General features: G+C 65.4%; 14 protein-coding genes. 6 read left to right on the forward strand and 8 right to left on the reverse strand.

Annotation, left to right across the window (positions count from 1 at the left end):
• The first annotated feature begins 410 nt into the window (after window positions 1-410).
• A complete protein-coding gene (locus tag AC1DRP_RS08270) occupies window positions 411-2,948 on the forward strand; it encodes a methyl-accepting chemotaxis protein (protein WP_476768269.1) in 2,538 nt (845 codons plus the stop codon).
• A 199-nt stretch (window positions 2,949-3,147) separates the two neighbouring features.
• On the opposite strand, the gene AC1DRP_RS08275 is transcribed toward AC1DRP_RS08270, so the two are convergent.
• Window positions 3,148-3,390, reverse strand: coding sequence for a DUF2312 domain-containing protein (locus AC1DRP_RS08275; RefSeq protein ID WP_043233170.1), 243 nt, complete (start codon window positions 3,388-3,390; stop codon window positions 3,148-3,150).
• 110 nt (window positions 3,391-3,500) lie between these two features.
• Window positions 3,501-4,295, reverse strand: a complete 795-nt coding sequence (locus AC1DRP_RS08280) for an N-formylglutamate amidohydrolase (RefSeq protein WP_476768270.1) — start codon at window positions 4,293-4,295, stop codon at window positions 3,501-3,503.
• A 173-nt stretch (window positions 4,296-4,468) separates the two neighbouring features.
• On the opposite strand from AC1DRP_RS08280, the gene AC1DRP_RS08285 reads away from it, so the two are divergent.
• The 3 genes from AC1DRP_RS08285 to pyk are packed head-to-tail and all read left to right on the forward strand — an operon-like array spanning window position 4,469 to window position 7,631.
• Complete coding sequence (locus tag AC1DRP_RS08285) at window positions 4,469-5,725, forward strand: glycerate kinase type-2 family protein (RefSeq protein ID WP_476768271.1); 1,257 nt, start codon at window positions 4,469-4,471, stop codon at window positions 5,723-5,725.
• 6 nt (window positions 5,726-5,731) lie between these two features.
• Window positions 5,732-6,181 (forward strand): DUF1036 domain-containing protein, encoded by a 450-nt coding sequence (locus AC1DRP_RS08290; RefSeq protein ID WP_476768272.1) that lies wholly within the window; start codon window positions 5,732-5,734, stop codon window positions 6,179-6,181.
• 10 nt (window positions 6,182-6,191) lie between these two features.
• Window positions 6,192-7,631, forward strand: coding sequence for a pyruvate kinase (gene pyk, locus AC1DRP_RS08295; RefSeq protein WP_441487924.1), 1,440 nt, complete (start codon window positions 6,192-6,194; stop codon window positions 7,629-7,631).
• 100 nt (window positions 7,632-7,731) lie between these two features.
• Here pyk and AC1DRP_RS08300 read toward each other — a convergent pair whose 3' ends face one another.
• From AC1DRP_RS08300 to AC1DRP_RS08315, 4 genes are all read right to left on the reverse strand, one after another.
• On the reverse strand, window positions 7,732-8,700 hold the full coding sequence (locus AC1DRP_RS08300; protein ID WP_476768273.1) for an alpha/beta fold hydrolase: 969 nt from the start codon (window positions 8,698-8,700) through the stop codon (window positions 7,732-7,734).
• Window positions 8,701-8,753: 53 nt separating this feature from the next.
• Entirely contained in the window at window positions 8,754-9,410 is a 657-nt protein-coding gene (locus AC1DRP_RS08305; protein ID WP_476768274.1) for a tetratricopeptide repeat protein, read from the reverse strand.
• A gap of 147 nt (window positions 9,411-9,557) precedes the next feature.
• Window positions 9,558-9,683 carry a type B 50S ribosomal protein L36 gene (ykgO, locus tag AC1DRP_RS08310; protein WP_038363015.1) on the reverse strand — a complete coding sequence of 42 codons (126 nt, stop codon included), beginning with the start codon at window positions 9,681-9,683 and terminating at the stop codon, window positions 9,558-9,560.
• A 177-nt stretch (window positions 9,684-9,860) separates the two neighbouring features.
• The gene (locus AC1DRP_RS08315) at window positions 9,861-10,652 is read right to left on the reverse strand and encodes an MBL fold metallo-hydrolase (protein ID WP_441504346.1); all 792 of its coding nucleotides are present in this window, start codon (window positions 10,650-10,652) and stop codon (window positions 9,861-9,863) included.
• A 134-nt stretch (window positions 10,653-10,786) separates the two neighbouring features.
• On the opposite strand from AC1DRP_RS08315, the gene AC1DRP_RS08320 reads away from it, so the two are divergent.
• Together AC1DRP_RS08320 and AC1DRP_RS08325 are read left to right on the forward strand one after the other, a co-directional pair.
• Window positions 10,787-11,320: a MarR family winged helix-turn-helix transcriptional regulator gene (locus AC1DRP_RS08320; protein ID WP_476768275.1), complete on the forward strand. Its 534-nt coding sequence runs from the start codon at window positions 10,787-10,789 to the stop codon at window positions 11,318-11,320.
• Between the two features lie 116 nt (window positions 11,321-11,436).
• The gene (locus AC1DRP_RS08325; protein WP_476768276.1) at window positions 11,437-12,105 is read left to right on the forward strand and encodes a hypothetical protein; all 669 of its coding nucleotides are present in this window, start codon (window positions 11,437-11,439) and stop codon (window positions 12,103-12,105) included.
• 90 nt (window positions 12,106-12,195) lie between these two features.
• Here AC1DRP_RS08325 and sugE read toward each other — a convergent pair whose 3' ends face one another.
• Both sugE and AC1DRP_RS08335 read right to left on the reverse strand, forming a co-directional pair.
• Window positions 12,196-12,513 (reverse strand): quaternary ammonium compound efflux SMR transporter SugE, encoded by a 318-nt coding sequence (gene sugE / locus AC1DRP_RS08330; RefSeq protein WP_113511072.1) that lies wholly within the window; start codon window positions 12,511-12,513, stop codon window positions 12,196-12,198.
• 25 nt (window positions 12,514-12,538) lie between these two features.
• Window positions 12,539-12,761 (reverse strand): F0F1 ATP synthase subunit A (locus AC1DRP_RS08335; RefSeq protein ID WP_476768277.1); only part of this gene is annotated, 223 nt, incomplete at its 5' end.

Raw genomic sequence — 12,761 nt, forward strand, 5'->3', positions numbered from 1 at the left:
AACGAGGAGTGCACGCGTCAGGAGTGCGCACGTCTTGGCGCCAGAGCCGGAAGGCGAAGCGCTCTCGCGTGGAAGCGCGAAAGAGCGTGACAGCCATTGTGTCCGACCGCCCGCGCATCGAAGACCACGGCATGGTCGCCCAGCCGCGCCCCGCGAAGCGCGTGGGGTCCGATACGTCATTGCGCACATCGCCGCCGGCCCAAGAACCAAGCCTCTGACGCCCGACCTTCGGCATCCCTCGCCGCTTCGATAGAATTGGCGCCCGCGATATCCAAGATCAGTCGAGCGAGAAACACAGACACTCGGCTTCGCGCAATAGAGGTAATCTTAACGGAACTCGCCGAATGATCCGGCAATGGTCGACCATGGCCGCAATTTTCGCCGACTAAACTTCGTTCTGGATGCGCATCATGATGTTTCCGAGCTCCATTCGACGGTACCTGCTGGCGACGATGGCGGCAGTCTGCCTGCCAGGACTCGGTACGCTCGGCTACCTCGCCTACGATGCGGTCCGCGACGTGCGCACAAACCACCGGCTTTCCGGATTGGTCGAGGCTGACCGAGCCCTGTTGCTCACCGRCAATGCGATCCGTTCCGATCGTGGCAAGGCCCAGACAAGTCTGCAGGCAAACGACGATGCTGACACGACGATCCGCGCGATCGTGGAGACATCGCGAAACCAGATCGCAACGGCCGTAGCAAAACTCGGCGCCGCTGACCTGCCCGAGCATCGGGTTCTTGCCGAGGCCATTCTGCAGGCTGAAAAGGCCATGCAGGGGCGGATCCCCGATCTCAACGGGGAGGCGGCCAAGCCCCGGGCTCAGCGTAGCCTGGCCGCGACCATGCCTTGGTATAATGCAGTCGGAAACATCGAGGCCGCACTGACGAACGCCTCCGATGCGGCGTCGCTCGCGGTTCGGCTGGCCGATCCGGCACTCGCCGAACTCCAGGGTTTCAAGGCCACCGCCTGGCGGCTGCGCTCAAGTTACGGCACGCAGTGCTCCTTGCTGCGTGCTCCGCTTGGCTCCGGCCAGGTGCTGACACCGGTGCAGTGGAAGCAGCTTGGCGAATTGCGTGGCGCAAGCAATGCAGCCCAGGCCCAACTGAGGCAGCTTGCGACGCGTGTCGGTGTTTCGCCCGACCTCGCTCGCAAAGTTGAGGTCGCGACCAGCGAAGTCGCCACCGCAAACCAGACGATGGACCAGCTCCTTGGCAAGCTCGGCCAGGGTAGCGGCGCCGTCATTGGCGCCCAGGACTGGACAACCATGTGCAATGGTCCGTTCGCCGCCATTGTTGACGCGGTAACCCAATCGCTCGACGACATGCAGGCGACCACGGCGGCACAGACCAATCATGCCCTGACCCGGCTCGCCCTGATTGGTGGTCTGCTGGTCGCGCTGCTGGGCCTCTGCGCAGCGAGCTGGCGCGGCATCCAGAAGCGCATTGCGAACCCGTTGACGGGCATGAATGAAGCGCTTGTCCGGATGCAGGATGGTGAGGTTGATAGGGCTGTTCCCGCCGCCCCCTGCCCCGACGAGGTCGGCGCTCTGAGCAATGCGCTCGAGGCGTACCGCGGGAATCTCGTCAAGGTCCGTGCTCTCGAAGAGCAGGAACGCGAAGCAGCGACAATGCGCCTGGCGCGGGCGCAATCGATGGAGGCTGTGGTTTCGGATGTCGGCGAAGTGGTGTCGGCCGCTGCGGCGGGCGACTTCTCGGCCCGGCTGGAGATCCATGACGCCGACCCGCAGATGCAGAAGCTCGTGGCCGGAATCAACGAGATCAATGCGGTGGTCGACAGCGCGACCAGCGAATTCGCCAAGGCACTGTCTGCTGTGGCCGCGGGCGATCTGACTGTGCATGTCGACACCGATTACCGTGGCAAGTTCGCGGAACTGAAGGGCGCGATCAACGAGACAGTCGACCGCCTCTCCACGACCGTGCGCACGATCCAGACAACCTCGGCCGAGGTCGAGCTGGCCGCACGCGAGATCAACCTGGGCGCCGATGATCTCTCCAAACGGACCGAGGAACAGGCGAGTTCGCTAGAGGAAACCGCCGCGACGACGGAGGAGTTGGCGGCCTCGGTGAAGGCTTCGGCTCAGGCCTCGCGCCAGGCTGCCTCGATCGCCAACGAGGCGATGGAGACGGCACAGTCTGGCGGCGCGATCGCGACCCGGGCGGTCGACGCCATGGCCCGCATCGAGAGTGCGTCCCAAAAGATCTCCGACATCATCAGGGTCATCGACGACATCGCCTTTCAGACCAACCTCCTCGCCTTGAACGCAGCGGTGGAAGCCGCCCGCGCCGGCGATGCCGGCAAGGGCTTCGCCGTCGTCGCCAGCGAGGTCCGCACGCTCGCGCAGCGCTCCGGCGAGGCGGCAAAGGACATCTCGGCCTTGATATCCTCTTCGAACACAGAGGTCGGAGATGGCGTCAAGCTGGTGCGCCAGGCGGGCGATGCGCTGACCCGGATCCTGGGAGCGTCGCAGAAAGTAGCAGCCACGATCGCCGACATCTCCTCGGCGGCAGGAGAGCAGGCCAACGGCATCGACGAAATGAGCCAGGCTGTGGCGCATCTCGACGAAATGACCCAGCAGAATGCGGCGCTAGCCGAACAGAGTGCTGCCTCGGCAGCTTCGCTGACCGGGCGCATCGCGCAGCTCAATGATCTCGTCGCGGCATTCAAGACCGGGCCTGAGGCGGCGGCTCTCGCCGATCTGCAGCCTCAGACGCCGGCAATCAAACTCTTCACCGCGCCGCCGCCGACGCGTGCGGGCGACAGGGTCGCGATGGCCGCGAATTCCGGGTCGGAACCGGCTCGCCTGCGCAGGCTGGCCCAGGCCGCCTTCGTTCAGGCCAAAGCTCCCCCTTCAGAGCCCGCCAGACCGGCGCCCGCCCGCAAGGTCGCCAACAGCCGAGCCGGCGATTCCGGTTGGGAAGAGTTCTGAGCGCGCCAAGCCGGGGCGGCGGGGAGAGCATCACCTCAGCGTCGCAACGCGTGGAATGCGGCCTCACTCAGAGTTGAGACGCACGCGATCAGAATGGATTCACCCCGACGCGAGAGCCGGGGTGAATCCAACTGTGAAACAGTATTCAGTGAGCTGACGAGGTCGATGTGCAAATTATCGAGGCTCGCACAGGCAATGATCAGGCGCTCTCGCCGACGGCCTGAAGATAGAGCTCGAGGATGGCTTCCTCTTCCTGGCGCTCGTTCAGGTCGCGCTTGCGTAGCGCGACGACCTTGCGCAGCACCTTGACGTCATAGCCATTGCCCTTGGCCTCGGCATAGACCTCCTTGATGTCGTCGGCGATCGTCTTCTTCTCTTCCTCGAGGCGCTCGATGCGCTGCACGATGCTCTTGAGCTGATCGCCCTGAACCGGATCGTCCATTCCAAAATCCTTCTCTATAGATTTGGCCGCAGGGGTTCGCCCGGATCGGGGGCCGGCGTCAAGCGCGAACCGCCCTTTGGCACAAAGTGCTCAACAGTCCTGCTGTCGCATCAGGCGATCGCGACAGCATTCAGCGCCGCAACGCAGGGCGGCACGATGCGGGCAAGGCGCAGCCCCCATTCCCGCGCGGCCTCCGGCGTCGCGATCAGGTCTTGCCGGATCTCGATCAGCGCATCAGGCAGGCCACGACGGGTGGCATGTCGGTCGATCGTGTCGCCCGGCAGGCCGCCACGATAGGGCTCATTGTCCCCGACGACGAGATCACTCTCGGCCTGGAAGGCGGCGATCAGCGGCTGGGCCAGCACCCCTGCCCGATCCCACAGCACCCCGACATGCCAGGGACGCGCCACCGCTTTCCAATAGGGTGTGAAGGAGTGCACCGAAACGATCGCCGGCGGATGGCCGGCGGCGACTGCCATCTCGACGGCGTGGTCGATCGCCGCGTCATAGGGGGCGTAATAGCGGGCGATCCGCGCTGCGATGCCGGCCTCGTCGATGCGGGCATTGCCGGGCACGATCGCACCATCAGACAGGCGCATGACCAGGGTGGGATCGTCGAGCCCGCGATTTGGATCGATCAGCAGCCGCGAGAAACTGGTCAGAATGGCCGGCGCGCCGGTCGCACGCGCCATGGCGCGCACCGCCTCGGCCGCACCGATATCATAGGCGATGTGGCGCGCGAGTTGTTCGGTCGGCAGCCCGAGCGATGCAAGCTCGGGCGGGATCGCGTTGGAGGCGTGATCGCACAACAACAGCATACCCGTCGCGGGATCGCCGGGAATGATCTCGACCTCGCCTGGGGCGAGCATTATGGCGGAATCCGCCATCGGGAAATCGGACCGCATCGGCGCTCCAAAAAGTATGATTAGATCGGCAAATGCCTGATGACGTCCGCCGGCCAGCGACATAGAAGAGCATACAACGAAAGTCGACCAAATCGACGTGACAGCGGGTGGAAGGCGGGGTGGACTTGCAGCAGGTGAGGAACGATTCGGCTGAGGCCCTGCGCATTGCGAGGATGATTTTCGATGCCGCCGTCGACCGCGCCCGCCCGTCCGGCTGCCTTCCCGCTCACCTGCCCGAACCACCCAGGAACGGCCGCCTGATCCTGCTCGCCGCCGGCAAGGCCGCCGGCAGCATGACCGCACTCGCGGAAGCGCATTATCTCGACTCCGGCCTGTCGCCCGAGCGCCTTGTTGGCCATGCCGTCGCCCGCCATGGCTACGAGACCGCGACGCGCCATGTTCCGATGGTCGCCGCCGGCCACCCGGTGCCGGACGAAGGCAGCATTCGCAGCGCCGAACGCGCGCTCGAACTCGCCCGCTCGGCAAGCGCGGATGATCTGGTGCTGGTGCTCCTCTCCGGCGGCGGCTCGGCCAACTGGGTCGCACCCGCAGGTGACCTGACGCTGGCGGAGAAGCAGGCAGTCAACAAGGCACTGCTGCGTTCCGGCGCGCCGATCGGCGAGATGAACATCGTCCGCAAGCGGCTCTCGCGCATCAAGGGCGGCCGTCTCGCGCTGGCCGCCGCGCCGGCCCGGCTCGTGACGCTCGCAATCTCGGACGTCCCCGGCGACGAGCCGACCGTGATCGCCTCGGGCCCGACCGTCCCCGATCCGAGCAGCATGGCCGATGCGCGCACCATCGTCGCGCGCTATGGGCTCGACCTGCCGCCAGCGGCGCGCGCGCTGCTTGCCCACGACGCCAGCGAAACCCCGAAGCCTGGCGACCCCKCCTTCGCCAGGAGCGTATTCCAGATCATCGCCCGGCCTCAGGACGCGATTGCGGCGGCGGTCGCAAATGCACGGGACGCGGGCTACGAGCCCATCGATCTCGGCGCCGATCTCGAAGGCGAGGCGCGCGAGGTTGCGGCCGACCATGCCGCGCTTGCCCTGCGCCTCAAGGCAGAGGCGCGGCGCGCCGCGATCATCTCCGGTGGCGAACTGACCGTGACCCTGCGCGGCAAGGGCCGCGGCGGCCCGAACCAGGAATATGCGTTGGCTCTGGCCATTGCGCTCGGCGGGGAGCCGGGCATCGTCGCGTTGTCCGGCGACACCGACGGCACCGATGGCGGCGGCGGCRAAGCGACCGACCCCGCTGGCGCGCTGATCGATGCGACGACATTGGCGCGAGCGGCGGAGCGCGGCCTCGTTCCTGCCCAATCGCTGGCCGACAACGATTCCACCGGCTTCTTCGAGGCCATTGGCGACCTGCTGCGGACGGGACCGACCTTGACCAATGTGAATGATTGCCGCGTCATCCTGATCGACCCTTAGACGATCATGACGAGCCGATTCGACCGATCTCTCTTGCGCCTCGGCCTGCTGCTGGCCTGCCTTCTCGGAAGCGCGGCTCCCGCGCTCGCCGATCTGCGGATGTGCAACACCACGGGCAGTCGCGTCGGTGTCGCCATCGGCTATCGCGATGCGCAGGGCTGGGTCACCGAAGGCTGGTGGAACATCGCGCCGCGCGGCTGCGAGACCCTGCTGCGCGGCACGCTCGCGGCAAGGTTCTACTACGTGCACGCCATCGACTACGACAAGGGTGGCGAATGGACCGGCAAATCCATCATGTGCACGCGCAACAAGGAATTTACGATCCGAGGCATCGAGGACTGCCTCGCCMGCGGATATGACCGGTCCGGCTTCTTCGAGGTCGATACCGGCGAGCAGAAGAGCTGGACCATCCAGCTGACCGATTCCACCCCCGGCGCAACGCCGCCGCGACCATGAGGACATAAGAATGAGGCGCGAACGCCGGATCAAGATCATCGCTACGCTGGGTCCGGCTTCCGCCAGCGAGGAGATGTGCGCCAAACTGTTCGAAGCCGGCGTCGACGTCTTCCGGATCAATATGAGCCACACCCAGCGCGAGACGCTGCCGGAGCGGGTCGCCATGCTGCGTGGTCTGGAGGAGAAATTCCATCGCCCCGTCGGCATTCTCGCCGATCTGCAGGGACCGAAGCTACGCGTCGGCCAGTTCGGTGGCGATGGTGGCGTGATGCTGGAAAAGGACGCGCGCTTCGTCCTCGATTCCGACCCCGCCCCCGGCGACGTGAAGCGCGTCTACCTGCCCCATCCCGAGATCCTGAGTGCGCTTGAGCCCGGCCACGCCCTCATCCTCGACGACGGCAAGATCCGTCTCGTCGTCGAGAAGGCGAGCCCCAAGCAGGCGGTGACCCGCGTCACGGTCGCTGGCAGGCTTTCATCGCGCAAGGGCGTCAGCCTGCCCGACACCACGATCCCGGTTTCGGCGATGACGGACAAGGACCGTTCCGACGCCGAAGCCGCAGCAGATGCCGGCGTCGACTGGATCGCGCTCTCCTTCGTCCAGCGCCCCGAGGACATGGCCGACCTGCGCAAGATCGTTCGCGGGCGGGCGCTCGCACTCGCCAAGATCGAAAAGCCGCAAGCGCTGCTCCGGCTTGAAGAGATCATCGAGGCGTCCGATGCGATCATGGTCGCGCGTGGTGATCTCGGCGTCGAGATGCCGCTGGAAAAGGTGCCGGGCACGCAGAAGCGCATCACCCGCATGGCACGGCGCATGGGCAAGCCCGTCGTCGTCGCAACGCAGATGCTGGAAAGCATGATCACCGCTCCGGTGCCGACCCGCGCCGAGGTCTCCGACGTCGCGACTGCCGTCTTCGAGGGGGCCGACGCCGTGATGCTCTCGGCCGAGAGCGCTGCCGGACAATATCCGATCGAGGCGGTGACGATGATGAACCGCATCGCCGAGGAGGTGGAGAGTGAATCGATCTACCGCTCGATCCTCGAATCGCAACGCGCTGAGCCCGAGGCCACGGGCGCGGATGCCATCGCCAAGGCGGCCCACGAGATCGCCGATACGCTGAATCTCAAGGCCATCACCGCCTGGACCTCCTCGGGCTCGACCGCCTTCCGTATCGCCCGCGAGCGGCCGAACTCGACCGTCATCGCGCTGACGCCCAATCGCGGGACGGCGCGGCGCCTCACCCTGGTCTGGGGTGTGCACGCGGTCGTGACCAAGGACGCCAGCGACATCGACGATATGGCCTTCCGCGCTTGCAAATTCGCGGTCCGCGAAGGCTATGCCGCGGTCGGAGACCGCATCATCGTGGTTGCCGGTGTCCCGTTCGGCACGCCGGGCGCGACCAACATGGTGCGTATCGCCTTCATCGCGAAGGAGCACGTCGCCAAGGCCTGACGCCCTTAGATCATCGGACCGGATATCGTATCCGATGATCTGACCCTTTGTGTTGCATCGGCTTTCCCGAAAACCGCAATCCACTTTTCGGGCCGATGCCTTAGCGCGCGAATGCGAGGCTCGAGCGCGGTCCGGCCAACTGGTCGATTGCCTCGACGACGATTTCGGGCGCCGCGTGATGCGGCATATGCCCGACGCCCGGCAGCAGCACGAAGCGCCCCTGCGGCGCCTCGCGTGCGATCGCGGCGGAATGGATCACCGGAGACACGATCGCGTCGCTGTCCCCGGTGATCGCCACCACCGGAATCCTGAGATCGCGGTAGCGCGGAGCCTGTGCGCTGACGAAGGCGTGGGTCGCTGCGACATCCCGGGCATTCGCCTCGAAGGTCGAAGGGCGCAGCAGCAGCCGGATTTCGCCTGCTGCGAMATAGCCGGGCGTGACCGGCCGCGGCGCAAAGACACTCTCGACACCGGAGCGCAAAAGGGCATCGGACGCCGGCACGCCGATCAATCGCGTGAAGACCGGGCCGATCACAGGCCATGAGGCCGCGTGATAATACCAGGCAATGCCGCCAGGCCAGGGGTGGGTCACGCCGCCAAGCAGGACAAGTCCGCGCAATCGCTCGGGGTGATCCAGTGCGATCCGCGTTGCGAGCGCTCCGGCCAGCGAATGAGCGACCAGCACGAAGGGCTCCGACAGGATCTGATCGAGAGCCTTCATGATGACTGTCGCCTGCTGAGCGGGATCAGCCATGGCGTTCTCGTCGATCCGATCGCTCCAGCCATGGCCCGGCCGGTCGAGCGCGATCACCCGGTAATGGCCAAGCTCGGGTCCGAGCGTCGCCAGCAGGTCGGCATGATCTGACGAGGCTCCGTGGACGAGCACGACGGTGCCGCGCATCTCGCCCACCGGCTTGCGCTCGACATAGTGCAGCCTACCTCCTGGAAGCGTCAGGAAGCTGCCCTTGGGGGGATGCTGTCGTTCTGCTTCGACGCCAAGCCACTCCGTCCTGGCGAGCAGGCCGGCAACAAGAAGGGCAGGAAGAATGAGCAAGGCGCGCGGGAGCATGATTTGCTTACGTCGCCGCATTCGCTTTGGTTTCACTGGGGAACCGCAAGGGCCTACGCGTCGCGGCCGTCGACTTCAGTCTTCAGCGAATCGACTGCGTCCTTGATGGCCTCGAATTGCGGATAGATCTCCTGCGCCCGCCGATAGGCGATCAGGGCACGCTTGTCGTCCCCCTGCTGCCGTAGGATGGTGCCGAGCCCCATCATCGCGCCGTAATGACGCGGCTCGCGCTTCAGCGCCTCTCCGATGTCGATCATCGAGCGGATCGAATCGCCCGCGAGGAAGAGCGCGTTGGCGCGCTGATTCCAGCCTTCAGCCCAGTCCGGCTCGAGACTGATGATGCGGTCGAGCAATTCGATCGCGAGATCGAGCTCCTTGGATCGCATCGCCTCCTGCGCCCGCGCCATCAGGAGATCCGCCGTATCCGACCCTGATCGCGCCCAGCGCCGCTGGATCAGATTGGCGATGCCCTTGGCCTCCTCCGGGCTCTTGGCGGCAGCAAGCCGCTCGAACAGTCGATCCAGCGTCGCAGCCGGGCTGCGCGAGGCACCGGGAGCCGGTGCCGCCGGATTATCCGTCGTGTCCGAATGCGGCACGGTGCCAGGCTGCGCTGGTGCGCTGTCCTGCCCCAGGGCAGCGCCTAGCCCGAACGGCAAGGCTGTCGCCAGGACAAGCGCAAGAGCAGCGGAAGGCAGACGAGGAATGCTCATGCCCACAAGATTAGGGGCTCGTGCGGTCGCGTCAAATCACGACGTGGCGAGAGGCTCATGCCAAAAAAGGTGGGCGCGCCGAGCGCGCCCACCTTCAAATCTGGAGTCAGCATCAAAACGTCGCGGCAGCGAAAGCCGCGCGTCAACTCAGCCCTGGCGCGCCTTGAAGCGCTTCTGGACCTTGTTGATGATGTAGACGCGGCCCTTGCGGCGAACCAGCTGGTTGTCGCGATGACGGGCGCGCAGCGACTTGAGCGAATTGCGGATCTTCATCGTCTCTACTCCGTCGATCCGCCTTTCGGACGAATCGGTCAAAAATTCACAGCTGCGACGCGGATCGGCGGGCGATCCTCATCGACCACTCGAACGGCGCGGCTGATGCGATGCCGGCTGTATACGGATTTTTCCGGCGATCGCAAGGGTCCAGCGTGCGAAAACCATCGAATACCCTCAGGCGATCGCGGCCAGATAACGCCGGAAGGAGCGTGCCAGCGCCGCTTTGCCGTCGCCGGCGATGACCCTTCCCTCGAAGGCGCCATAGATCCTTGCGAAGGAAAAGGGCTCGAGAACCGCGGCGATCCGCCGGATCGTCGCCGCATTGACCGGAATCATGTTGGGATAGGAATAGAGCACGCTGACATAGCGGCGATCCTGCGCCACCTGCAGCACGTCGCCGCAATAGAGCGCGCCCTCCCCCTTGGCATGGTGCAGTACGGTCGCCCCGGCGAAATGGCCGCCGCAGCGCAAGAGCGTCAAGGTCGGACCAAGCCTCAGCGCCTCGCCGTCCCAGAAGCGGATGGCAGGGTCCGGCTCGGTCACCCACTGCCGATCATCAGCGTGGAGATAGACCGGCACGCCGAGCGCGGCCGCCCATTCCGCCATCGCGGTGTAGTAATGCGGGTGCGAGATCGCGATGCCGATCATCGGCCCGCGCGCGCGGATCGCCTCGACCGCCTCGGGCGTCACGAGCCCGATGCAGTCCCATAGCAGATTGCCCTCCTCCGCCTCGACCAGCAACGCCCGCTGATCGATCGCGAAGGCCGGTGCGATGCGCAGGCCAAGCACGCCATGGTCCTCGCTGCAGACGACGGAATGACCGGACGCGAGTTCGCCCGGCGTCAGCCATTCCTGGCCGTCCCAGCGCACGTATTGGCGCTCATCACGGCAGATCGGGCAAGCGTCGGGCGGGGTGGCCGTATCGGGAAATCGGGCGCCGCATTGGCGGCAGATGAAGCGCGGCATGAGCCTGTCTCCGGCTTGAACGAAGGCCGGCATCGAACGCCCCTGCATTCGGTGCCGCCAAACTATCTTCATATGAAGATACTAGCTCATCAATCTATCTTCATGTCAAGATACTCTGGCTGATGGAGAGTGCCTTGGCCGACGCTGACGAGACCCAGGATCATGTCGACCGGCTGCGCGCACAGTGGCAGCGCGAATTGCCCGATCTCGATACCGGCGCCATGGCCGTGCTGGGTCGGGCCTACCGGCTCTCCAACCTTGTTCGCCCAAGCATCGAGGCGACCTTCGCCGGATTTGGATTGGATCGCGGCGAATTCGATATCGTCTCCTCGCTCCGCCGCGCAGGCGCGCCGTTCCGCCTGACGCCGACCGAACTCTACACCAGCCTGATGATCGCCTCGGGCAGCCTCAGCCACCGCCTCGCTCGGCTTGAAAGGGCGGGCCTCGTCAGGCGTGTGCCATCCGACACCGATGGAAGGAGTCTTGCCGTCGAGCTGACCGAGAGCGGACGCGCGAAGGTGGAGGCGGCCTTCCGCGCCGACATGGCAAGCGAAGCGACCTTCCTGACCCATCTCTCGCCGGAAGAACGCGAGGCCCTTGCCGCGTTGCTGCGTAAACTCAACCGAGCCATCGAGGACAATCTCGGGACGACGCAGGGGCACGGCTAGTTTCTGCCGACCCCAAAGCCTTGTTGTTACCCGATTAACTTGTCACTCTGAGCCCCGGCGGACCGAGAAATAGGGGAACCGAAGCACAGACCGATCCAGAATGAAGGGAGGACCACATGAAGCGCGTGACGTGTTTCACGCTTGTCGCTGCGGCTGGACTATTGGCATTTGCCACCGGCTCGGCCCAGGCCCAGACGTCCGAAATGACCTTCTTTGTCACCAGTGCCGGATCCGGGAAGGGTGCCGATCTCGGCGGCCTCGCAGGCGCCGACGCCATCTGCCAGCGTCTTGCCCAGGCGGCGGGTGCAGGCAGCAAGACCTGGCGGGCCTATCTCTCCACGCAGGCGACTGGCAGCACCACAGCCGTCAACGCGCGAGACCGCATCGGCCCAGGGCCCTGGCGCAACGCCAAGGGAGCTGTGATCGCCACCAGCGTCGCTGACCTGCATGGCGGCGCGGCCGGCTTGACCAAACAGACCGCGCTCAACGAGAAGGGCGAGCCGGTCAATGGTCGCGGCGATACACCGAACCAGCACGACATGCTCACAGGCTCCCAGGCCGACGGCACCGCCTTCGGCCCCGGCGAGGACCGGACCTGCGGCAACTACACCAAGAGTGGTGCGGAGGGCGCCGTCATGCTCGGCCACCATGACCGCAGCGGCCTGGACGAATCCCCACCGGCGAAGTCGTGGAACACCTCGCATGCGTCGCGAGGAGGCYGCAGCCAGGAAGCGCTGCGCGGCACGGGGGGAGCCGGCCTGTTCTACTGCTTCGCGACGAACTGAGCCGAACGATCCGAATCGACACATGCCCTGAAACAAGACGGCCACCCAACCGGGTGGCCGTTCGTCTGCGATGATCGCAGGCGAGCGTCATCAGGCCGTCGAAAGCTTGAGCCCGATCAGCCCGGCGACAATGAGACTGACGCTGGCGATCCGGAAGAAGGTGACGGCCTCTCCCATAACGAAAATGCCGACGAGGAAAGCTCCGACCGCACCGATTCCCGTCCAGATCGCGTAGGCCGTGCCCAGCGGCAGCGACTTCATCGCCACGGCCAGCAGGCCAAAGCTGATGATCATCGTCGCGATCGTGATCACGCTGGGCCCGAGCTTCGTGAAGCCCTCGGACTGTTTCATGGTCGACGCCCACACGACTTCGAAGACGCCTGCAAAGAGCAGATAGATCCAAGCCATTGCTGATACTCCGTCTCGTGCGGCCTCAATKGCTCGGGTGAAGGGCATCGTTGAGATACATGCAGGTGAGCATGGTGAAGATGTAGGCCTGCAGGATTGCCATCAGTACCTCCAGACCGGTGAGGGCGACCGTCATGATCAGCGGCAGCACCGCTCCAAGGATGCCAACCGCACCGAGACCGGTCATGCCGACGACAAAGCCGGCAAAGACCTTGAGCGCGATATGGCCGGCCAGCATGACCGCGAAC

This window comes from Allobosea sp. 01N443, assembly GCF_056399325.1.

Excerpts from the sequence above, each read along its gene's own strand:
- AC1DRP_RS08275 (WP_043233170.1), bottom strand. The coding sequence starts at position 3,390 with ATGGACGATCCGGTTCAGGGCGATCAGCTCAAGAGCATCGTGCAGCGC.
- AC1DRP_RS08280 (WP_476768270.1), bottom strand. The coding sequence starts at position 4,295 with ATGCGGTCCGATTTCCCGATGGCGGATTCCGCCATAATGCTCGCCCCA.
- pyk (WP_441487924.1), top strand. The coding sequence starts at position 6,192 with ATGAGGCGCGAACGCCGGATCAAGATCATCGCTACGCTGGGTCCGGCT.
- AC1DRP_RS08305 (WP_476768274.1), bottom strand. The coding sequence starts at position 9,410 with ATGAGCATTCCTCGTCTGCCTTCCGCTGCTCTTGCGCTTGTCCTGGCG.
- ykgO (WP_038363015.1), bottom strand. The coding sequence starts at position 9,683 with ATGAAGATCCGCAATTCGCTCAAGTCGCTGCGCGCCCGTCATCGCGAC.
- AC1DRP_RS08315 (WP_441504346.1), bottom strand. The coding sequence starts at position 10,652 with ATGCCGCGCTTCATCTGCCGCCAATGCGGCGCCCGATTTCCCGATACG.
- sugE (WP_113511072.1), bottom strand. The coding sequence starts at position 12,513 with ATGGCTTGGATCTATCTGCTCTTTGCAGGCGTCTTCGAAGTCGTGTGG.